Raw genomic sequence first — 19,482 nt, 5'->3', positions numbered from 1 at the left:
GTCGAGTCGGCGCTGGTCTCGCACCCGACCGTCGCCGAGGCCGCCGTGGTCGGCGCGACCGACCCCACCACCGGGCAGGGCATCGTCGCGTTCGTGATCCTGCGCGGCAACGCGGTCGACGGCGGCGAGGAAGCCGTGCAGGAACTGCGCAACCACGTCGCGAAGGAGATCGGACCGATCGCCAAACCGCGGCAGATCATGGTCGTGCCCGAGCTGCCCAAGACCCGCTCCGGCAAGATCATGCGCCGCCTGCTGCGCGACGTCGCCGAAAACCGCCAGATCGGCGACGTCACCACGCTGGCCGACAGCTCGGTCATGGACCTCATCTCCGCCGGGCTGAAGTCCGGCAAGAGCGAGGACTGACCCCGGCACGACGAAGGCCCCCTTCCCCGCGCGGGGAAGGGGGCCTCGCTGTTTCCTCGGACCGCTCAGCCCGTCACGTCGAGGTGTGCCTTGACCGGGGTCGGCGTCGGCGCCTTGCCGTTGGCGGTCGGCTTGTCACCCGCCGGCGCGGAGCCGCCGTTGGACGGCGAAGCGCTCGGCTTGGACGACGGCTTCGTCGTCTTGGACGTGGTCTCGGTGGGCTTGGTGGTGGGGGTGTCGCCGTCCCCGCCGCCGTTGTCGTCGTCACCCGGGTAGCAGGTGGCGGAGGCCAGCTCGATCTTCTGGACGCCGTCGACGTTGATCGACAGGGCGGTCACCGTGACCGAACCGTCCTTGTGCGTGACCTGCTTGTTGACCTCGACCGACAGCAGGCCGGGGACCTTGATCGCGGTGTTCGGCGGCACCGCGACACCGAGGTTGATGTCGCCGATCTTCGCCTTCGCCAGCGACGAGGTGGCCTTGCCGTTCTCGCACTCGGCCTCGATCGCCGACGCGCTCAGCAGCGGCTTGCCGACACCGAGCCCGACGCTGACGTCGAGGATGCTGGCCTTCGCGGTGCCCGCGCCGGCCTGCGCGTTGAGCGCCCGCAGGTCCACGAGCGACGCCGGCAGGCGCAGCCGCGCGACGGACTCCTGCGAGAAGCCGTCCTCGTCGTTGACCGACGGGGTGGGCTTGATCGTGAGCAGGCCGGTCGCCGAGATGGCGAAGGCGGAGTTCACGCCGTCCGTGGTCCGCGTCGTCGCACCGGCGGCGGGAGCGAGCACGGTCCCCGCGACGAGCAGGGCCGACAGCGCGCCGATGCCCCCGGCAACGGCCTTCTTCCTGGACAAGTGTTGGGTCACCTTTCTGTGGGGAGTGGTTTCCGGGGAGCGCGCGGCGCTACGTGATGTTCACGATCGTGCCGAGCGGCAGTTTGACGAGCTGTTCGAGCGCGTCCTGCGGCACACGGATGCAGCCGTCGCTGTTCGCCTTGCCGACGAAACTGTCGTTGGGCCACGTGTGCAGGCCGACGGTGCCCGGGCCACCGCCGAACGTTTCGAGGGAATCCGAGTGGTAGGAGAGCGGCAGCACGATGGGGCTGTAGGTGTTCTTCGTCTCCTCGATCGAGGCGATGATGTACGCGCGGCCGGCGGGCGTCGGGTGTTCCGGCTTGCCCGTGCCGATCGTCCACGAGCCGGTGGTCTTGCCGTTCTCCAGGATCTGCAGGCGGAACGAGGCGCGATCGACCTGGACGGCGTAGTCGTTCTGCGCGGTTTCGGCGGCACCCTCCGGCACGTGCACCCAGCCGGCGGAGGCGTTGGGGCGGGTCGGCAGCAGCACCTCGGCCCACTCACCCTGCTCGGCGACCACGGGTACCCACGTCGGCGAGCCCATCTGGATGCTGGGCAGCTTCGCGATCGGCTTGCCGCCGACGCCCGCGTAGACCACGAGATCGCTCTTCGGGTGCAGCACCTTGCCGGCGGCCGCACCCGCGGCGGCCTGGGGGTCGGTGGGCGCGCCGGTGACGGTGCCGAAGGTGTTCGCCTCCGGCAGCTGGGTCAGGTCCTCCTGGGTCACCGCGACCGGCGCGACCTGGGTGGAGTCGTTCCCGGAACACGCGCCGGCCAGCAGGGCCAGCACTGCGACCCCAGCGACGGCGAACGTTTTCCGGGCGCGCGAAACCGCACTTCTCTGCATCTACCAATCCTCGGGACGACGACTGCGCACAGGAATTCCGCGGGCGGCGTCTCCCCCGGGGGACGCGGCGCACCGCCAGTGCGTCTTGCAACGGAAGTGTTATCAGCCGCCCGATCCGGTGATCAACTATCGGGTGTTTCATGTGGAATCTCCTGACCTGCGGAAACGTCGCATTTCCCGAGTTCGGCGAAAAAGTCCGGATACACCCGATCGGGTAAAAATCTGTAACGTCGAAGTCTCCGGTCAGCCCCCGGATGGGGGACGTGGGGGTGGCCCGAGGTGGGTGCCACGAGGGTCGGTGGGCACAATCGGCGGACGGAACCCGCTGTTCCCTTTGTCGAACACGTGTTCTAGACTTCGGCCGTCGTACCCCACGAAGAGGGAGACCTCACCCGCATGAGCTTGGACACCACGACCGCCCCGCAGGAGCAGGCGATCGACGAGGAGAGCGTCAAGACGTCCGCCCCTGCCGCGGAGAAGGCCGCCGAGCCCGCCGCCCCGGCTCCCGCCGAGGAGGAGAAGCCCAAGCGTGGCCGCCCGAAGGGCGCAGCCGCCCGCAAGACCCGCACGGTCGAGCTGACGCTCACCGTCACCGGCACCGCGGACGGCGACTGGCAGGCGGAACTCAAGCACGGCAGCACCTGGGTCGCCCGCGGGCTGGCCATTTCGGCCGCGGCCGTGTCGCGCGCGGCCAAGGAGCTGCACGAGGACCTGTCGACGCCGATCGACGAGGTGATCAACGAGGCCCGCGAACAGCAGCGTGCCAAGGTCGCGCAGCTGGAGGCGGAGCTGGAGCAGGCGAAGCAGGCTCTCGCCGAGCTCGACGCCTGACACCCCTGCCGCGGTAGCTGCTCGCCGAACCACGGCGAGCGGCTACCTGGCCGCCGGTGCCGGACTCGACACAGCGGCGGTCACCCGGCAGGATCCGGCGAGTGCGGAGGCGTCTGACGCCCGGCGCTCGCCCTGACCGCACCACCCCCGACTCGCCGGGGCGGATGTCCACTCGATCAGGCATCCGCCCCGGCGTTCTCGTCTCTGCCGGTCCATACGTGCCGTACGATCCGTATACAACGTGTATGGAGGGGGATCCGGTATGCAGGCGACCGCGAGAGGGACGTCAGGCCGCGACAAGGCCTACGAGTTCCTGAGGCGCACCGTGCTGACCGACCCCGCGATGGAGGGCGCCTTCATCAGCGAACAGGACGTCGCCGAGCAGGTCGGCGTCTCGCGCACGCCGGTCCGTGAGGCGCTGTTGCAGCTCGCCGCCGAGGACCTCGTCCAGCTCGTGCCCAACCGCGGAGCTTACGTGGCCCCGCTGAGCGGCCGTGACCTCCGCGAGCTGTTCGAGTTGCGCGGCATGATGGAGCGGTTCGCCGCACACAAGATCATCACGTTCCGCCGCCCCGCGCCCGTGGACGAGATGCGCGAGGTCATCAAGCAGCAGCGCGCCACCACGGCGGACCACGAGTTCATCACGCTCGACCACCACTTCCACAGCCTCATGGTCGACGCGGCGGGCAACGCGATGCTGTCCAAGGCGTACGCGAACCTGCGGGCCCGCCAGATCCGCGCGGGGCTCATCGCGCTGTCCCGCTCAGCCGACCGCCAGCACAAGGTGCTCAGCGAGCACGACGCGATCGTGCGGGCGCTCGCCGGCTACGACCTCGACTCGGCACTGGTGGCGATCGACTACCACCACCAGAAGACGCTGGAGCTTCAGCTCACGGCCACCTGAGGCCGCGCCTCCCGGGCGAGCACGACGCCGATCACGCTCACCACGCCCGCGACGAGCACGTACAGCGCGAGCGCGAGCCACGTGCCGAACCCGGCCAGCAGGCTCGTGAACAGCAGTGGGGCCAGCGCACCACCGATGATGCCCGCCAGGGTGTACGCCAGTGAGCTGCCCGTGTACCGCAGGCGTTCCGAGAACTGCTCCGTCACCAGCGCCGCCTGCGGCCCGTACAACGCGGCGTGGATCACCAGCGCCACCACCACACCCAGCAGCACCGCGGGGAACGACCGCGTGGACACCAGCGGGAAGAACACGAACGGCCACGCAGCGGCGGCAACCGTCGCGACGAGGTAGAGCCGCCGCCGGTCGACGCGGTCGGACAGGGCGCCGAACGCGGGCATCAGCACGAGCTGACCCGCCGAGCCGATCATCACCGCGGTGAGGCCCTGACCTCGCGACATGTGCAGTTCCTGCGTCATGTACGTCAGTACGAACACTGTGAACAACGCGTATAACACGTCAGGGCACACGCGGACGAAGATCGCGGCCAGCAGACCGCGCCGCTCGTACTTGAAGACCTCGGAGATCGGCGCGCGTGGCCGCTCACCGCTTTCGGCGATGCGCCGGAAGACCGGGGTCTCCTCGAGCTTCATCCGGATCCACAACCCGAATGCGACCAGTGCACCGGAGAGCAGGAACGCGACCCGCCACCCCCACGATTCGAACTGCGCTTCGGTCAGCACCGCGGACAGCAGGGCGAGCACACCGTTGGCGAGCAGGTTGCCCGCCGGCGGTCCGACCTGGGCCGCGGAGGACCAGAAACCGCGTTTCGCCGGGTCACCGAACTCGCTGGAGAGCAGCACCGCACCACCCCACTCCCCGCCGATGCCCACACCCTGCGCGAAACGCAGCAGCACGAGCAGGACGGCCGCGAGCGCCCCGACGTTCTGGTACGTCGGCAGCACCCCGATGAGGAACGTCGCGACACCGGTCAGCAGCAGGGTCGACACGAGGACGCGCTTCCGGCCGAGCACGTCACCGAGCCGCCCGAAGACGAAGCCGCCGAGCGGGCGGGACAGATAGCCGACCGCATACGTCGAGAATGCGGCCATCGTGCCGACGAGCGGGTCGCCCGCGGGGAAGAACTGGTGCCCGAACACCGTCGCGGCGGCCACGGAGTAGGCCGCGAAGTCGTACCACTCCAGCGAGGTACCGGACAGGCTCGCGACGAAGGCGCGGCGCAGCGACGCCGCGTCCACCGCAGGTGGGGCAGAGGTCATTGCTCACATCCTGGGTTCCGGGGTTGACTCGGTTGCGGTAATACTCGTTGTATACAACCTGCATGCGCAAGCCCTGGCGGGTAAGAACTGCGTTACCGGAACGGAGAGGGCCATGACCGAACTGCGCTTCGAGCTACCTGACGGCACCACCGAGGGCATCCATGTGCACACGTTGCTCAACGGCGGATACGCGGGCCGCAACCAGGAGGACGTGGCCGCACACGTGGCGGAGCTGGCCGAACTCGGCGTGCCGGCGCCGGCGAGCACACCCGCGCTCTACGCGATCGCGCCCTACCTGGCCCAGCAGACCGACGAGGTGCCGGTGCAGCACGGCCGCACCTCCGGCGAGGCCGAATGGGCGCTCGTCATCACGGGTCCCGAGCCGGGTGACGTGCTACTCACCGCCGCCTGCGACCACACCGACCGCGAGCTGGAGGTGCACGGGGTCGCGTGGAGCAAGAACGCCGGGCTCGACGTGCTGGCCCGGCAGGCCTGGCGGCTGACCGACGTGGCCGACCGGATCGACTCGCTCACCCTGCGGGCGTGGGTCGACGACGACGTCCTCATCCAGGACGGGAAGCTCGCCGAACTGCTGCCGCCGGAGTACTGGCTGAACTTCCTCGCCGACCGGGGCCTGCGGGAACCGGGGGTCGCGGTCCTGTCCGGCACCATCCCGATGCTGCCCGGCGTCGACCAGTTCGCCGGCCGGTGGCGGGTGGAACTGGGCGACCCGGCGACGGGCCGCGCGATCGAGCTGTCCTACCGGGTGCGGCGACTGCCGGAGTTCGGCGAGAAATAGCCGGGAATTGGGATTTAGGTTAGCCGAAACTAACTGAGGATTCCCTTTTCCGGGCAGTCGGACTATAGCAGCGTGCCTGTGTTTCAATAATGCGGTGACGGAAACACGGGACCCCGCGTCCACCCACTCGCGCGAACCGCACCACGACAGTCTCGGCAGCAGGCTGAACTGGCTGCGTGCGGGCGTTCTCGGGGCCAATGACGGCATCGTGTCGGTGGCCGGGATCGTGGTCGGGGTGGCCGGTGCGACCACGGACCACACGGCGGTGTTGATGGCCGGAATTGCCGGGCTCGTCGCCGGTGCGCTTTCCATGGCGGGCGGGGAATACGTCTCGGTGAGCACCCAGCGCGATACCGAGCGGGCGATGCTCCAGCTGGAAAAAGAAGAACTGAAAACGATGCCGGAAGCCGAGGAACGCGAACTCGCCGGGATCTACGAGGACAAGGGCCTGTCGCCGGAGCTGGCGGCGCAGGTGGCCAGGGAGCTGACCGAAAAGGACGCTCTGCAGGCGCACGCCGAGGCCGAGCTCCACATCGACCCCGACGAGCTGACCAGCCCGTGGCAGGCCGCGGGAGCGTCGTTCCTGTCGTTCTCCGTCGGCGCGCTGCTGCCGCTGCTCGCGATCGCGTTGCCGCCGTTGTCGTGGCGCGTGTGGACCTGCGTCCTCGCCGTGGTCGCCGGGCTGTTCCTCACCGGTTACGTCAGCGCCCGGCTCGGCAACGCGCGGGCCCGCAGGGCGGTGCTGCGCAACGTCGGGGTCGGCCTGCTGACGATGCTGGTGACGTACTACGTCGGGGCGTTGTTCGACGTGGCGGTCAGTTAGCGGTCCGGGTGGCGGACAGGAGCAGGCACAAAACCGGGAAGACCTAGCTCCCGCCGCCTGGCCCCTCGTAGGAGACGATCGCTTCCCGCAGCTCCTCCCGCACCTCCGCGTTGTCGTTCAGCACGGGAAACATGCCGGGACTGGCCGCGAGCCCCCAGGCCGCTTCGAAGGACGGCAGCGGGAGCGGGAAGTCGAACCACCGGGTGCGCACTGACGTGAACCCGGCCTCGTGCAGCAGCCGTTCCCTGGCGTCGGGGCCTGCCAGGGACGGCTGGACGACCGGGTTCGGCAGGGAGTCCGGCGGCAGGTGCCGGGCGAGGACGGTCTCTGTCGCGGACCACAACGGGTTGGCCCGCATGTCCACGTACGCGGCGAGGCCAAGAACGCCGCCGGGCCTGAGGATGCGGGCGGTCTCCCTGACCGTCTTGCCGGGCTCGCCCACCTGCAGCACCCCGAACAGCGACACCGCCACGTCGGCGGAGGCGTCCTCCAGAGCGAGGTCCTCGATCGACATGACCTCGAACCGGGCGTTGTCAGGAGCGTTCGCCCGTGCCCGTTCGACGAGGCCGGGCGCGTGGTCCACGCCGAGCACGGAGACGTCCGGGCGGCGTGCGGCGAGGGCGAGGCCCAGCTGCCCGGCGCCACAGGCGAAGTCCACGACGAACGCGCCCGGCGGGACCGTGATGGAGTCGAGCACGGCTTCGACCACAGGGTTGCCCGGCATGGCCGCATCCTGCCACCCGCCGGCCCCGCGAACGCCGGATCAGCGCACGCCCGACATCAGCTTCCGCACGAACGGGCTGATCAGCGCGAGCAGCACACCGACGACGACGGCGATCCCGCCGATGATCCCGAAGTACGGGGTCTCGTCGTCGGCGCTGTAGTACTGCGCGAGCGAACCCGACAGCGCCGTGCCGAGCGACACCGACAGGAAGAACAACGCGACCATCTGCGTCCGGAACGCCTCGGGCGCGAGCTTCGTCGCCAGCGAGAGCCCGACCGGCGAGAGCAACAGCTCGGCGATCGTGAACACGAGCAGGATGCCGACGAGCGCGAGGAGCGGCGCGCTGTTCGGCCCGCCGCCCGCCAGCGGCAGGAACAGCAGGAACGCCACGCCCATGATCCCGGTGCCGAGCGCGAACTTGATCGGCGTCGACGGCTGGCGCCGCGCCAGCTTCGTCCACAGCAGGGCGAACACCGGCGCCAGCACGATGATGAAGACCGGGTTGATCGACTGCACCCACGAGACCGGCATCTCCCAGCCGAACAGGTTCCGGTCCAGCCGCTTGTCCGAGTAGACCTCGACGACGGTGAACTGCTGCTGGTAGAGCGACCAGAACACGACGCTCGCGATGAACATCGGGATGAACGACAGCACCCGCTTGCGCTCGACCGCCGTGATCTTGCGGCTGGTCAGGATGACGGCGAAGTAGATCACCGCCGCGACGGCGACGACCCACACCACGACGTCCGACAGGTTGGCCGCCGTGACGACGCCGGTGAGCAGCGCGACGACGATCACCGCCACCACGAGGACGAGCACACCGATCGCATGCGGGCGGTTCTTCCGCGGGAGCGGGTTGGGCACGGCGCGCGCCGAGTCCGGCAGGTTGCGCCGGCCCAGCGTGTACTGCACGAGCCCGAGCGCCATACCGATCGCGGCCAGCCCGAACCCGAGGTGGAAACCGACGTTGCTCTGCGCGAGGCCGGTGAGCAGCGGCCCGACGAAGCTGCCGAGGTTGATGCCCATGTAGAACAGGCTGAAACCGCCGTCACGACGCTCGTCGTGCTCGGTATACAACGTGCCCACGACCGACGTCGCGTTGCCCTTGAGCCCGCCACTGCCGAGCGCCACGCACACGAGCCCGACACCCACGCCGAGGTAGCCCGGCAGCACCGCGAGCGCGATGTGCCCGACCATGATCAGCACGGCGCTGTAGAACAACGTGCGTTCGGCGCCGAGCAGCCGGTCGGCGACCCAGGCCCCCGCGATCGTCGACAGGTACACCAGCCCGCCGTACGCGCCGACGATGCTGGTGGCGGTGGTCTCCGCCATCGCCAGCCCGCCCTCGGCGACGGAGTAGTACAGGTAGATGGGCAGGATGCCCAGCATCCCGTAGTAGGAGAAGCGCTCCCACGCCTCGACCCCGAAGAGGTTCGCCAGTCCGAGCGGGTGGCCGAAGAACCTGGTGTCCCGTTTCGCCTCGGTGGAGGTGGCCATTCGCCGACCCGTCCAATCCACTTGACAACGTTGGCAATTCACATACTAGGACGCTCGTACTGTTACCTGTAGAGTGGGTGGAGGTGCGCCGGGAAGTCTGGTCGGCAAGACTCCGTCCAACCGACCCCGAAAGAGCGCCCGTGCAGAAGCCCCGTGCCATCGCCGGAGAATTCGCCCGCTACCTGCGCACTGAGACCACCGGCGGGCTGATCCTGCTCGTCGCCACCGCGGTGGCCCTGCTCTGGGCGAACTCGCCGTGGGGCGACGCCTATCGCGGACTGCGGGATTTCACGATCGGACCACATTTCCTGCACCTCGACCTGTCCGTCGGCGACTGGGCGAAGGACGGCCTGCTCGCCCTGTTCTTCTTCGTCGCCGGGCTCGAGCTCAAGCGCGAACTCGTCATCGGGGAGCTGTCCCGGTTCAAGCAGGCGGTGCTGCCGGTGGTGGCGGCGCTGGGCGGGATGGTCGTGCCGGTGTTGCTCGCACTGGGCGTGGCCTGGGGCTCGGCCGGCATCGACCGCGGCTGGGCGATCCCCGTGGCCACCGACATCGCGTTCGCGCTCGGCGTCCTCGCGCTGACCGGTTCGAACCTCCCGGGCAGCGCACGGGTGTTCCTGCTGTCGCTGGCCGTCGTGGACGACCTCGGCGCGATCCTCGTCATCGCCGTGCTGTTCACCAGCCACTTCAACCTGGTCGCGGCCGCCGTCGCACTGGCTGCATGCGCGTTGTATGCACTGCTCCAGCGCCGCCGGGTGCGCACGCCGTGGCTTTACGTGCCCCTCGCCGTCATCACCTGGGTAGCCGTGCATACAACCGGTATTCACGCGACGATCGCCGGCGTCGTGCTGGGCCTGCTGACCCGCGTCCGCCCGGACCCCGGCGAGGACGAGGCGCCCGCGCTCCGCCTGGAGCACCGGCTGCAGCCGTGGTCGGCCGCCGTCGCGGTGCCGGTATTCGCATTGTTCGCCGCCGGGATCGAGGTCGACGCGAACTCGCTGTCGGAGGTGTTCACCACAGCCCTCCCGCTCGCGGTGCTGCTCGGGCTCGTCGTCGGCAAGGCCGTCGGCATCCTCGGGGCCTCCGCGCTCGCCGTCTCACTCGGGTTCGCCGAGCGGCCGCGCGGCACCGGCTGGCGGGACATCGGCGCGTTGTCGCTGCTCGGCGGGGTCGGGTTCACGGTGAGCCTGCTGATCGCGGAGCTGGCGCTGACCGGTGCGGCGAGCGAGCGCGCCAAGACCGCCGTCCTCCTGGCGTCCGCGATCGCCTCGCTCGCCGGGGCGGCCGTGCTCCTCCGGCGCAACAAAGTGCACGGCGCGCGGGAGGACTGACCGAGCCGGGCGGGGCGGCACATGGCACGATGACCCCCGTGAGCAGCCAGGAGCACGAACGCAACGGCCCAGACGGCCTCGGGGCCGTGCCCTACATCCCCCTGTCCAAGGACGACGGCACCGCCGACGGCGAGCAGTCGATCGGCAGCCTCGTCAGCCAGGCGACCCAGCACCTGTCCACGCTGGTGCGCGCCGAGGTCGAGCTGGCCAAGTCCGAGGTCGCGGGCGAGGTCAAGAAGGGGATCAAGGGCAGCGTCTTCTTCGTCATCGCGGGCGTGGTCGGGCTCTACAGCTCGTTCTTCTTCTTTTTCTTCCTCGGCGAGCTGCTGTCCGAGTGGCTGAAGCGCTGGGCCGCGTTCCTCATCGTGTTCGGCCTGATGCTCCTGGTCACCGTGCTGTTCGCGCTGCTGGGCTGGCGCAAGCTGAAGAAGATCAGGGCGCCCGAGCGCACGATCACGAGCGTCAAGGACACCGCCGCGGCGCTCAAGCCCCGGCGTGAGGCCGCCGTCGCCGAGCGCGGCTGACCCACCCCCTCCCCGTGCAGCCGCCCGATCCGTCCAGCGTCCGGGTTGACGGCCCCTGGACGCACCGCGACGTGTCCGCCAACGGCATCCGGCTGCACGTCGCCGAGGCGGGCACGGGCCCGCTGGTGTTGCTGCTGCACGGCTTCGCCGAGTTCTGGTGGGCCTGGCGGCACCAGCTGGTGTCGCTGTCCGACGCCGGTTTCCGCGTCGTGGCCGCGGACCTGCGCGGGTACGGGGACTCCGACAAGCCGCCACGCGGTTACGACGCCTGGACCCTCGCCGGGGACGTCGCCGGCCTCGTCCGCGCGCTCGGGGAACGACGCGCGCACCTCGTCGGGCACGCGTGGGGCGGCATGCTCGCCTGGACCGCCGCCGCGTTGCACCCCCGGCTCGTCGCCTCGGTGAGCGTCCTGGGGGGCGCGCACCCGCTGGCGTTCCGCTCGGCCGTGGGCCGCACCGCGCTGCGGCGCGGCCGGAGCCAGACCCGCGCGATGGGCCACCTCTTCCGCTTCCAGCTGCCGATGCTCCCCGAGCGCCGCCTGGTCGCCGACGACGCCGCGCTCGTCGAGACCCTCCTGCGCGCCTGGTCCGGGCCGGAGTGGCCGCGGGCCGACGACTTCGCCGAGACCGCGCGGCGCTTCCGGCACGCGATGCTCGTGCCCGGGGTCGCGCACAGCGCGCTCGAGTACTACCGCTGGGCCTTCCGGGCCCAGTTCCGCGGCGAGGGCCGCCGGTTCGCCGACGCCGTCGGTACCCGCGTCGCGGCTCCGGTGCTGCAGATCCACGGCGAGGCCGATACGTGCGTGCTGCCCGAGACCGCCCGTGAGTCGGCGCCGTGGCACGGTCCGTACTCGCGCTTCGAGACGCTTTCCGGCGTCGGGCACTTCCCGCACCTGGAGGACCCGGCGCGGACCGACAAAGTCCTTCTCGAATTTCTAGGCGGCGCAGGAACCGGTGCTGACGCGCGCGCTTAGCGTCGGCGCGGCCTCGATCACCGGGGCGACCTGCTGGGCGGTCAGGGTGAAGCCCGTGTCGGCGTCCTCGACGGACGCGCCGAACACGACGCCGACCACCTCGCCCTGCGGGTTCACCAGCGGACCACCCGAGTTGCCGCTGCGCACCTGCGCGCGCACGGTGAACACGTCCCGGCGCACGGTGCGCGAGTCGTAGATGTCGGGGCCCTGCAAGGTGATCTCGTTGCGGATGCGGCCCGCGGTCGCCGTGTACGGGCCGTCCAGCGGGTAGCCGAGCACGATCGCGTCGTCGCCCGCCTTGCCCCGGGAGGACGCGATCCGCAGCGGCGGGGCCTGCAGCCGGGGCACGGCGAGCACCGCGACGTCGACCTCGGGATCGAAGTAGATCACCCGGGCGGGCAGCCTGCCCTGCGAGGTCTCGACCGCCGTCTCGTCCGTGCCCGCCACCACGTGCGCGTTGGTCATCACGCGCTGGGGCGCCACGACGAACCCGCTGCCCTCCAGCGCGCGGGAGCACGACGACGCCGTGCCGCGGATCTTGAGCACGCTGCCCCGCAGCTGCTGCGCGACCGTGCTGTTCTGCAGGCTCGTGTCCGGCGGGGCGACCTCGTTGATCTGCGTCTTCTGGAACGGGTCCACAATGGACGGGAAGCCGGAGACGTCGAGCAGCTTGCGCAGGTCGGCGGGCAGCCCCTCGGCCGCGGGCGGCATCGCCTTGTCCACCGCGCCCAGCACGGCCGAGTTGTTGATCGCCTTCGCCAGGCCCGGCAGGCCCGCGACGCCGGTGAGCGGCACCGCGATCAGCCACGCCACGACGAACACCACGACGGCCTGCACGATCGCGCCGAGCGTCTGGTCGATCCCGCTGAGCTTGTCGGTGTTGATCCGGCTCTTCACGGCGTGCTTGACGCGCCTGCCGAGCCACACGCCCAGCGTTTCGCCCAGCGCCACCAGGAACACGACGGTCGCCACCGCGAACGCGACCTTCGCCGCCGGGTTGTCGAACAGCTGCACGACCAGCGGCGCGATGCGGATGCCGAGCACCGCGCCACCGATGACGCCCACCAGCGCGGGCAGCGCGATCACGACGCCCTGGCGCGCGCCGGAGATGGCGGCGAGCAGTGCCAGGACGATCACCAGGACGTCGACCCAGTTCATCGAGTCTCCCAATCGTGCTCGCGCAGTGCGGCTTCGAGGTCGCGGACGTCGCCGCGGTTCCACTCGCGCTCCCACCCGCCGAGGGAGAGCAGTACCGACAACAGACCCGCCGTGAACCCCCACACGAACAGCCCGTCCACGGCGAACGCGGGCCCGACGTAACCCTGCCGCCGGACCTGGAAGCGGTTCGCCGGGTCGGCGAGGTCGCGCACCGCGACCCTGGCCACCGCGGCCGTCTCGCCGGGGTCGACGGCGTGCACCGGCGAGGGGGTCTGCCAGTGCGCGAGCACCGGCGTCACGGCGAAGCGCGAAACCGGGACGAACAGCTCGGGCAGCACGGCGACGGGCCGGACGCCGGCGGGGTCGACCCCCGTCTCCTCCTCCGCCTCGCGCAGGGCGGTGGCGACCGGGTCCTCGCCGTCCTCGGCCCCTCCGCCGGGGAAGGCGACCTGACCGGCGTGGGAACCGAGCGTGTCGGCCCGCCGCAGGAGCAGGACGTCGGGGCCGCGGGGGCCTTCGCCGAAGAGGATCAGCACGGAGGCCGAGCGGGTGTACTCGCCGTTCGGCGGCGAGAAGCGGGTGAACGTGCGCGAGTCGACCTCGCCGCTGATCTCGACCAGCGGGCGCAGCCAGGCGGGGACCGAGCCCGCATCGACGAGCGGACCGGTCACGAAGGACTCTCCACGGCCTGGCGCACCGCGTCAGGGTTGCCGAAGGTCGGTGGGTTCCGGATGAAATGCACCTGCCCGTCGGGCGTGACCAGGTAGGACACGGGCAGCCACGACGGCACGCGCAGCGCCTCGCGGACGGGCCCGGTCGTCCCCTCGCCGTCGAAGACGCTGGGCAGGTGCACGTTCAGGTCCTTGAGCAGCGCGAGGCCGTCGGCCTGCGAGCTGGCGGCCTGCACGAGCAGCACCTGCGCTGCCCCGGGCTGCGCGGCGTACTCGGCCAGCACCGGCAGTTCGGTTTTGCACGGGACGCACCACGTCGCCCACACGTTGACGAGCGTGGTCTTCCCCGCCAGCGCGCTGCCCACGTCGACCGGCGAGCCGTCGCCGAGGCACTGCGCGGACACCCCCTTGAACTGCGCGACCTCGCCGTTGCCGGCGGGGCACGGCGGGAGCGCGGCGGCGGCGCGGGCGGCGGTCAGGTCGGGACCGGCGGCGTTGCGGGTGCCATCGGTGCGCGGCAGCACGGCGATGATCACGCCGAGCACCAGCACGCCGACCACGAGCGCCCACTTGGTCGCCCTGGTCACGACGGCCGCACCATCGCGAGGATGTGGTCCCGCTCAGGGCCCTTGACCAGCTTCGCCGCTTCCTCGAACCCGGTGGGCCCGGTGCCGTAGGACGGGCAGTCGCGCGCGAGGGGACACGCACCGCACGCCGGTTTCCGCGCGTGGCAAACCCGGCGGCCGTGGAAGATCACGCGGTGGGACAGCATCGTCCACTCCTTGCGGGGGATGAGCTCACCGACCGCGTGCTCGACCTTCACCGGGTCCTCTTCGGACGTCCAGCCCCAGCGCCGCACCAGCCTGCCGAAGTGGGTGTCGACGGTGATGCCGGGTATGTCGAAGGCGTTGCCGAGCACGACGTTCGCGGTCTTGCGGCCGACGCCGGGCAGCGTGACGAGGTCTTCGAGCTTGTCCGGCACCTCACCGCCGTACCGCTCGACGAGCGCGGCGCCCAGCCCCATCAGCGAATTGGCCTTCGCGCGGAAGAAACCGGTGGGGCGCAGCAGTTCTTCGAGCTCGGCGCGGTCCGCGGCGGCGTAGTCGGCCGCGGTCTTGTACCGCGCGAAGACGGCGGGCGTGACCTCGTTGACCCGCACGTCCGTGGTCTGCGCGGACAGCACGACGGCGACGAGGAGTTCCAGCGGGTTGGTGAAGTCCAGTTCCGCGTGCGCGTCCGGAAATTCCTCGGTGAGACGACGCAGCATGCGCCGAGCGCGTCTCACGAGAGCGAGCCTGCTCTCCCCGGCACCCTTCCGGGGTACGTAACGAACGGCGGGTGGCACCCCGATAGCCTACGGAAGGCACCTGGAGTGCTTCCCGGTGGCCGACTGCCACAACCGAACGCACTGGCGCGAGAACCGAGCCCACTCAAGCGAGGATCTGAAGTCGATGACCGTCTGGTTCGTAGTAGCCGTGCCCCTCGTGATGATGTTCTTCGCGCTGGCGATGGAGCGCGTCGAGAGCCGCCTCAAGCACGTGGCCGTGCAGGAGGAGGAGGTCGAGGAGTTCCTGGAGCAGGCCCGGCCCAACGAGGTCAGGGCGCTCTACGGGCACGGCATCGGGCGGGCGCTGGAGCTGTTCCGGCTGCGCCGGCTCGGGGGGCGCGCGGCGAAGCTCCGGTCACGCCGCGCACAGGACTGACCCTTGTGAGTTAGGGGAGCCTCGCCTCTTACATACCCTCGGTCAACTCGCCGTGTGCAGCGGTTAAGCTGGCTGATCGGACGAGATCGTCACCACCCTCCTGGGCGTTCGCACGCCGCCACCCGGCGAGCCGTGCGGCGATCTCGCCCGAACGGCCTAGACTGCACGCAAGTGATCGGTGACACGCTCCTGCACCGGGGGCGCTGCCGCCACCAATGAGGAGGCACGAGGTGGACGAGACCCTGGCCCGGGCGGGCATCTTCCAGGGGGTCGAACCGGCCGCGGCCGAGGCGCTCGCGCAGACCTTGGAGACCGTGGAGTTCCCCCGGGGTCACGTGATCTTCACCGAGGGCGAACCGGGCGACAAGCTGTACATCATCCTGTCCGGCAAGGTCAAGATCGGCCGGAAGTCGCCGGACGGGCGCGAGAACCTGCTGTGGATCGCGGGCCCGTCCGACATGTTCGGCGAGCTGTCGATCTTCGACCCGGGTCCGCGCACGTCGAGCGCGACGACCGTGACCGAGGTGCGTGCGGTGACGATGGACCGCCCCTCGCTGCGGAAGTGGATCTCGACGCGGCCGGAGATCGCCGAGCAGCTGCTGCGCGTGATCGCGCGGAGGCTGCGCCGGACGAACAACATGGTCGCCGAGCTGATCTTCACCGACGTGCCGGGCCGCGTGGCGCGGGCGCTGCTGCAGCTGGCGCAGCGCTTCGGCAGCCAGGAGGCGGGCATCCTCCGGGTCACCCACGACCTGACGCAGGAGGAGATCGCCCAGTACGTCGGCGCGAGCCGCGAGACGGTCAACAAGGCCCTCGCCGACTTCGCCCACCGAGGCTGGCTCCGCCTGGAAGGCAAGTCCGTCCTGATCCTCGACCCAGAACGCCTAGCCCGCCGCGCAAGGTAAGCGAGCCCCGCGAGCGATACCGAAAGCAACGATTCCCCACAACCCGCACCGCGCCGGGGGGTCCAGGGGGGCGGAGCCCCTCCTGGCGGGGGTTTGGGGGTCCGACCCCCAATGCGATGACCGGAGTGCCCCGGCGAAGCGAGCGCAGCGAGCAAGCAGGGGCACCCCGAAACGAAGGGCCGGGCGCCACCCCCGACGTGGCGCACCGGCCCTTCGCTGTGCGCGAGCCATCCCCCGACGGATCGCGCTCCCCGCCCTCCGGAATTTAGGCCCCGACCCGATGCCCGGAGGGAGTTTTCTGTTATGTCAACCATGCCACGGCCCCTACCCCGAAGTTCAAGGCCGTTCACCCCGAAGGACGCCGCCGTGGCCTGTTCGTTGCGCGGCTTCCGGAAAAATCCCGGCTCCGTTATCCAACCGAGACCTCCGTCGCTGAACCGGTGACGGCACCCCGACTGGTACAGGCGTACCAGAGTGAGGCATACTGGTACACATGTCCCAGTCCGTCTCCCTCGCCGACTACCGTGCCGCCCTCACCACTCCCGGCTCGCGCCGTCCGCTGATCGCCTCGCTGCTGGCGCGCCTGCCCATCGCGATGATCGGCCTGTCGGCGCTGCTCTACGTCCAGCGGGAGACGGGCTCGTTCGCCGCGGCCGGGCTCGTTTCCGCGGGCTCGCTCGTGGGCGTCGCCGTGGGTTCGGTGGTGCAGGGGCGGTTGATCGACCGCTTCGGCCCGACGCGTCCCCTGCTCGTCACGATCACGTTGTTCGCGCTCGCCATGGCGGCGCTGACGCTCGCGATCGAGGCGCACGCCGCCACCCCGCTGCTCGTCCTGCTCAGCGGCGGGATCGGCATCACCGAGCCGATGGTCGGGTCCGCCTCGCGGGCGCTGTGGGGGCGGCTCGTCGCCGCCGAGCAGGCGCGCAACGCCGCGTACTCCTACGAGGCCATCAGCATGGAGGTCTTCTTCATCCTCGGTCCAGGGCTGGCCGGGTTGCTCGTCGCCGCGCCCTGGCCCGGCACGGGGATGATCGCGGGCGCACTGTGCATGATCTTCGGCGGCACGCTGTTCGCGCTGAGCCCGGCCGTCCGGGCGTGGGGCCCCGCGCCCGCCACCGGGCGGCGGCCGCTGCTGGGTGCGCTCGCCGGCCCCGGCATGCGCACGCTCGCGCTCGCCGCGCTCGGCTTCGGCGTCGTGATCGGGTTCGTCGAGGTGGCCGTGCCCGCGGCCGCGACCGAGGCGGGACAACCCGCGCTCGGCGGCGTGCTGCTGTCGGTGTGGTCGGTCAGCTCGGTGGCGTTCGGCATCGCGTTCAGCCTGCGGCCGTGGCCGCGGCCGATGTCGCTGCGGCTGCCGGTGCTGCTCGCCGCGTTCGCGCTCCTCGTGGCGCTGCTCGCGCTGCCGTCCAGCCTGTGGGGGCTGGCGCTCGCGATGCTCGCCGCGGGCGCCATGATCACCCCGCAGTCGGCGACGCACTCCGCGGCGATCGAGCTGGTCGCACCGGAGGGCACGGCGGCCGAGGCGTTCGGCTGGGTGCTCACGGCCGTCACCCTCGGGCTGGCGTTCGGCCAGTCCGTGAGCGGTTACCTCGTGGAGCACTCGGGCCCGTCGGCGTCGTTCCTCGCGGCCGGCGCGGCCGGGCTGGTGATCGCGGCACTCGTGTGGCTGCTGCGCTCGACCGTCCGGAAGCCCGCCCCGGCGCGCGAAGAAGTCCTGGTCTAACCGGCGGAGCGCAGGTAGTCGAGCTGGGCGCGGACGCTGTGCTCTGCGGGGGCCCACAGCGCCGGGTCGACGTCGGCGTAGACGTGCTCGACGATCTGCCTCGGGGTGGCGTCCTCGCCGAGCACGCGCAGCGCGGAACGCACCTGGTCGAGCCGCTGCTCGCGGTGGTCCAGGTACTCCTGCGCGGTCGTCTTCAGCTCGGCCAGCTCGGGGCCGTGGCCCGGCAAGCCACGCAACCCGGCGGGCAGGTCCAGCAGGCGGCGCAGCGAGCCGAGGTAGGCGCCGAGGTCGGACAGCACCGTCGTGCCGCGGCCGAGGACCGTGTCGCCGGTGAGCACGTGGCCGTCGTACCGCAGGCACACGGAATCGTCGGTGTGCCCGGGCGTGTGCACGACCTCCAGCTCCAGCCCGGCCGCCCGGACCACCTCGCCGTCGGTGAACGCCTCACCGCCACGGCACAGCGACGGGTCGAAGGCCCGCACCGGCGCCCCGACCCGCTCGGCGAGCCACGGGGCGCCCTCGCTGTGGTCCGGGTGGTGGTGGGTCAGCAGGATCAACGCGACCGGCCCCAGCTCGGCGAGCTTCGGCAGGTGGTCGAGGTCGTGGTAGCCGGGGTCGACGAGCACGCATTCGCGGGCACCGGGCGCACGCAGCACCCACGTGTTCGTGCCCTCCAGCGTCATCGTGGACGGGTTGTTCTCCAGCAGTACGGAAGCGCTTTCGGACACGCGCCGGAGTTCGCCGTAGGCGGGGTGGCTCATGCGTCCTCCACGATCACTCTCACCCGGTCGCCGTCGCGGACGAGCGTCGGGATGATGGCCTGGATCCGGCGTTCCGCGGCGAGCGCGTCCGCCGCCGTGTCGAACTCGGTCAGCTCGCGCAACGTGTACCAGGTCGGCGGCATCAGCATGCTGCGCCCCGCGTCGGCGTCCGCCAGCGCGTCCTGCGGTCGCTGCCAGCCCGACGACTCCGCCTCGGTGGTCTCCCCGTCGGCGCGCTGGCCTTCGGGCAGGACAGCGACGAAGAACCGGGTGTCGTACCGGCGCGTCTCCTGGGGTGGGGTGATCCAGTGGGCCCACGGGCGGAGCAGGTCCGCGCGCAGGGTCAGCCCCGCGCCGTCGAGGAACGCGGCCAGCGAGAGCTCACGGGACACCAATTGCCGCCGGGCGTCCGCGTACCGGTTCGCGTCGGCGACCACACCGTCCTCGGTGCCGGCCAGCAGCACACCGGACTCCTCGAACGTCTCCCGCACCGCGGCGCACACGAGCGCGCGGGCCACCGGTTCCGTACCGCCGAACCACCGCGCCCACTCGGCCGCGGGCGGACCGGCCCAGCGGACCGAGGCGTCCGCGTCCCGCGCGTCCACCCCGCCGCCGGGGAACACCGTCATGCCGGCGGCGAACGCCATCGCCGCCACCCGCCGCTGCAGGAACACCTCGAGGCCGTTCGCGGTGTCGCGCAACAGGATCACGGTCGCCGCGTCACGCGGCACCGGCGGGTTCGGCAACGGCTCGTCGGAGAACTGCACCCCGGCGGGCAGCTCGAAATTCAGTTGAGGCACGCCAAGCAACTTACGC

Annotated in this window: 22 protein-coding genes; 11 read left to right on the top strand and 11 right to left on the bottom strand. The window is 70.9% G+C overall.

The genetic code is table 11. From position 1 onward, the window contains the following. On the top strand, positions 1 to 363 hold a 363-nt coding region (locus BMZ92_RS16865), incomplete at its 5' end, for an AMP-binding enzyme (protein ID WP_425425816.1). 65 nt (positions 364 to 428) lie between these two features. Here the strand turns inward: BMZ92_RS16865 and BMZ92_RS16860 are convergent. Together BMZ92_RS16860 and BMZ92_RS16855 are read right to left on the bottom strand one after the other, a co-directional pair. After that, entirely contained in the window at positions 429 to 1,214 is a 786-nt protein-coding gene (locus tag BMZ92_RS16860) for a choice-of-anchor P family protein (RefSeq protein ID WP_091508388.1), read from the bottom strand. Positions 1,215 to 1,263: 49 nt separating this feature from the next. Further along, the gene (locus BMZ92_RS16855) at positions 1,264 to 2,061 is read right to left on the bottom strand and encodes a L,D-transpeptidase (RefSeq protein ID WP_091508386.1); all 798 of its coding nucleotides are present in this window, start codon (positions 2,059 to 2,061) and stop codon (positions 1,264 to 1,266) included. A 396-nt stretch (positions 2,062 to 2,457) separates the two neighbouring features. Here BMZ92_RS16855 and BMZ92_RS16850 point away from each other — a divergent pair, with 396 nt between their 5' ends. Further along, positions 2,458 to 2,892 carry a DUF6319 family protein gene (locus BMZ92_RS16850; RefSeq protein ID WP_091508385.1) on the top strand — a complete coding sequence of 145 codons (435 nt, stop codon included), beginning with the start codon at positions 2,458 to 2,460 and terminating at the stop codon, positions 2,890 to 2,892. A gap of 262 nt (positions 2,893 to 3,154) precedes the next feature. Next, entirely contained in the window at positions 3,155 to 3,796 is a 642-nt protein-coding gene (locus tag BMZ92_RS16845; protein WP_091508383.1) for a GntR family transcriptional regulator, read from the top strand. On the opposite strand, the gene BMZ92_RS16840 is transcribed toward BMZ92_RS16845, so the two are convergent. Next, complete coding sequence (locus BMZ92_RS16840; RefSeq protein ID WP_091508381.1) at positions 3,778 to 5,073, bottom strand: MFS transporter; 1,296 nt, start codon at positions 5,071 to 5,073, stop codon at positions 3,778 to 3,780. The genes BMZ92_RS16845 and BMZ92_RS16840 overlap by 19 nt on opposite strands. Before the next feature lie 112 nt (positions 5,074 to 5,185). On the opposite strand from BMZ92_RS16840, the gene BMZ92_RS16835 reads away from it, so the two are divergent. Then, positions 5,186 to 5,872, top strand: coding sequence for a DUF2848 domain-containing protein (locus BMZ92_RS16835; protein ID WP_091508380.1), 687 nt, complete (start codon positions 5,186 to 5,188; stop codon positions 5,870 to 5,872). A 94-nt stretch (positions 5,873 to 5,966) separates the two neighbouring features. Beyond that, positions 5,967 to 6,695 (top strand): VIT1/CCC1 transporter family protein, encoded by a 729-nt coding sequence (locus tag BMZ92_RS16830; protein ID WP_091508378.1) that lies wholly within the window; start codon positions 5,967 to 5,969, stop codon positions 6,693 to 6,695. A gap of 43 nt (positions 6,696 to 6,738) precedes the next feature. On the opposite strand, the gene BMZ92_RS16825 is transcribed toward BMZ92_RS16830, so the two are convergent. Then, positions 6,739 to 7,419, bottom strand: a complete 681-nt coding sequence (locus tag BMZ92_RS16825) for a class I SAM-dependent methyltransferase (RefSeq protein WP_091508376.1) — start codon at positions 7,417 to 7,419, stop codon at positions 6,739 to 6,741. 39 nt (positions 7,420 to 7,458) lie between these two features. Beyond that, a complete protein-coding gene (locus BMZ92_RS16820; RefSeq protein ID WP_091508375.1) occupies positions 7,459 to 8,916 on the bottom strand; it encodes a peptide MFS transporter in 1,458 nt (485 codons plus the stop codon). A gap of 140 nt (positions 8,917 to 9,056) precedes the next feature. Here BMZ92_RS16820 and nhaA point away from each other — a divergent pair, with 140 nt between their 5' ends. The 3 genes from nhaA to BMZ92_RS16805 are packed head-to-tail and all read left to right on the top strand — an operon-like array spanning position 9,057 to position 11,745. After that, a complete protein-coding gene (gene nhaA, locus BMZ92_RS16815; RefSeq protein WP_091508373.1) occupies positions 9,057 to 10,247 on the top strand; it encodes a Na+/H+ antiporter NhaA in 1,191 nt (396 codons plus the stop codon). Positions 10,248 to 10,276: 29 nt separating this feature from the next. Beyond that, the gene (locus BMZ92_RS16810) at positions 10,277 to 10,771 is read left to right on the top strand and encodes a phage holin family protein (protein WP_177228732.1); all 495 of its coding nucleotides are present in this window, start codon (positions 10,277 to 10,279) and stop codon (positions 10,769 to 10,771) included. A 14-nt stretch (positions 10,772 to 10,785) separates the two neighbouring features. After that, positions 10,786 to 11,745, top strand: coding sequence for an alpha/beta fold hydrolase (locus tag BMZ92_RS16805; protein WP_091508372.1), 960 nt, complete (start codon positions 10,786 to 10,788; stop codon positions 11,743 to 11,745). Here the strand turns inward: BMZ92_RS16805 and BMZ92_RS16800 are convergent. From BMZ92_RS16800 to nth, 4 genes are read right to left on the bottom strand one after another with little or no spacing between them, the layout of a single operon-like run. After that, positions 11,707 to 12,903 carry a MarP family serine protease gene (locus BMZ92_RS16800; RefSeq protein ID WP_091508370.1) on the bottom strand — a complete coding sequence of 399 codons (1,197 nt, stop codon included), beginning with the start codon at positions 12,901 to 12,903 and terminating at the stop codon, positions 11,707 to 11,709. The two genes, BMZ92_RS16805 and BMZ92_RS16800, sit on opposite strands and share 39 nt — an antisense overlap. Continuing rightward, positions 12,900 to 13,574 (bottom strand): NUDIX hydrolase, encoded by a 675-nt coding sequence (locus BMZ92_RS16795; protein ID WP_091508368.1) that lies wholly within the window; start codon positions 13,572 to 13,574, stop codon positions 12,900 to 12,902. The genes BMZ92_RS16800 and BMZ92_RS16795 overlap by 4 nt, the downstream gene beginning before the upstream one ends. Beyond that, entirely contained in the window at positions 13,571 to 14,161 is a 591-nt protein-coding gene (locus tag BMZ92_RS16790) for a TlpA family protein disulfide reductase (protein WP_091508366.1), read from the bottom strand. The genes BMZ92_RS16795 and BMZ92_RS16790 overlap by 4 nt, the downstream gene beginning before the upstream one ends. Beyond that, a complete protein-coding gene (nth, locus tag BMZ92_RS16785) occupies positions 14,158 to 14,841 on the bottom strand; it encodes an endonuclease III (RefSeq protein WP_091508365.1) in 684 nt (227 codons plus the stop codon). The genes BMZ92_RS16790 and nth overlap by 4 nt, the downstream gene beginning before the upstream one ends. Positions 14,842 to 15,025: 184 nt before the next feature. On the opposite strand from nth, the gene BMZ92_RS16780 reads away from it, so the two are divergent. The 3 genes from BMZ92_RS16780 (at position 15,026) to BMZ92_RS16770 (ending at position 17,905) form a co-directional block, all read left to right on the top strand. Then, positions 15,026 to 15,277, top strand: coding sequence for a hypothetical protein (locus BMZ92_RS16780; protein ID WP_091508363.1), 252 nt, complete (start codon positions 15,026 to 15,028; stop codon positions 15,275 to 15,277). Between the two features lie 230 nt (positions 15,278 to 15,507). Then, entirely contained in the window at positions 15,508 to 16,182 is a 675-nt protein-coding gene (locus tag BMZ92_RS16775; RefSeq protein ID WP_091508361.1) for a Crp/Fnr family transcriptional regulator, read from the top strand. 493 nt (positions 16,183 to 16,675) lie between these two features. After that, complete coding sequence (locus BMZ92_RS16770) at positions 16,676 to 17,905, top strand: MFS transporter (protein WP_091508360.1); 1,230 nt, start codon at positions 16,676 to 16,678, stop codon at positions 17,903 to 17,905. Here BMZ92_RS16770 and BMZ92_RS16765 read toward each other — a convergent pair. Together BMZ92_RS16765 and BMZ92_RS16760 are read right to left on the bottom strand one after the other, a co-directional pair. Further along, positions 17,902 to 18,666: an MBL fold metallo-hydrolase gene (locus tag BMZ92_RS16765; RefSeq protein ID WP_091508358.1), complete on the bottom strand. Its 765-nt coding sequence runs from the start codon at positions 18,664 to 18,666 to the stop codon at positions 17,902 to 17,904. The two genes, BMZ92_RS16770 and BMZ92_RS16765, sit on opposite strands and share 4 nt — an antisense overlap. Beyond that, positions 18,663 to 19,457, bottom strand: coding sequence for an NUDIX hydrolase (locus BMZ92_RS16760; RefSeq protein ID WP_425425818.1), 795 nt, complete (start codon positions 19,455 to 19,457; stop codon positions 18,663 to 18,665). Before BMZ92_RS16760 ends, BMZ92_RS16765 begins: the two co-directional genes overlap by 4 nt. Between the last annotated feature and the right edge of the window lie 25 nt (positions 19,458 to 19,482).

It is taken from the genome of Amycolatopsis sacchari (genome assembly GCF_900114035.1).
Classification (GTDB): domain Bacteria; phylum Actinomycetota; class Actinomycetes; order Mycobacteriales; family Pseudonocardiaceae; genus Amycolatopsis_E; species Amycolatopsis_E sacchari.
Note: the sequence above shows the minus strand (reverse complement) of the source record. Positions and strands in the feature narration are given on the sequence as shown.

What these genes read in the sequence shown, in the direction of transcription:
- BMZ92_RS16845 (WP_091508383.1), top strand. Translation starts at nt 3,155, where the DNA reads ATGCAGGCGACCGCGAGAGGGACGTCAGGCCGCGACAAGGCCTACGAG.
- nth (WP_091508365.1), bottom strand. Translation starts at nt 14,841, where the DNA reads ATGCTGCGTCGTCTCACCGAGGAATTTCCGGACGCGCACGCGGAACTG.
- BMZ92_RS16835 (WP_091508380.1), top strand. Translation starts at nt 5,186, where the DNA reads ATGACCGAACTGCGCTTCGAGCTACCTGACGGCACCACCGAGGGCATC.
- BMZ92_RS16850 (WP_091508385.1), top strand. Translation starts at nt 2,458, where the DNA reads ATGAGCTTGGACACCACGACCGCCCCGCAGGAGCAGGCGATCGACGAG.
- BMZ92_RS16765 (WP_091508358.1), bottom strand. Translation starts at nt 18,666, where the DNA reads ATGAGCCACCCCGCCTACGGCGAACTCCGGCGCGTGTCCGAAAGCGCT.
- BMZ92_RS16820 (WP_091508375.1), bottom strand. Translation starts at nt 8,916, where the DNA reads ATGGCCACCTCCACCGAGGCGAAACGGGACACCAGGTTCTTCGGCCAC.
- BMZ92_RS16840 (WP_091508381.1), bottom strand. Translation starts at nt 5,073, where the DNA reads ATGACCTCTGCCCCACCTGCGGTGGACGCGGCGTCGCTGCGCCGCGCC.
- BMZ92_RS16810 (WP_177228732.1), top strand. Translation starts at nt 10,277, where the DNA reads ATGACCCCCGTGAGCAGCCAGGAGCACGAACGCAACGGCCCAGACGGC.
- BMZ92_RS16825 (WP_091508376.1), bottom strand. Translation starts at nt 7,419, where the DNA reads ATGCCGGGCAACCCTGTGGTCGAAGCCGTGCTCGACTCCATCACGGTC.
- BMZ92_RS16770 (WP_091508360.1), top strand. Translation starts at nt 16,676, where the DNA reads ATGTCCCAGTCCGTCTCCCTCGCCGACTACCGTGCCGCCCTCACCACT.
- BMZ92_RS16780 (WP_091508363.1), top strand. Translation starts at nt 15,026, where the DNA reads ATGACCGTCTGGTTCGTAGTAGCCGTGCCCCTCGTGATGATGTTCTTC.
- BMZ92_RS16800 (WP_091508370.1), bottom strand. Translation starts at nt 12,903, where the DNA reads ATGAACTGGGTCGACGTCCTGGTGATCGTCCTGGCACTGCTCGCCGCC.
- BMZ92_RS16855 (WP_091508386.1), bottom strand. Translation starts at nt 2,061, where the DNA reads ATGCAGAGAAGTGCGGTTTCGCGCGCCCGGAAAACGTTCGCCGTCGCT.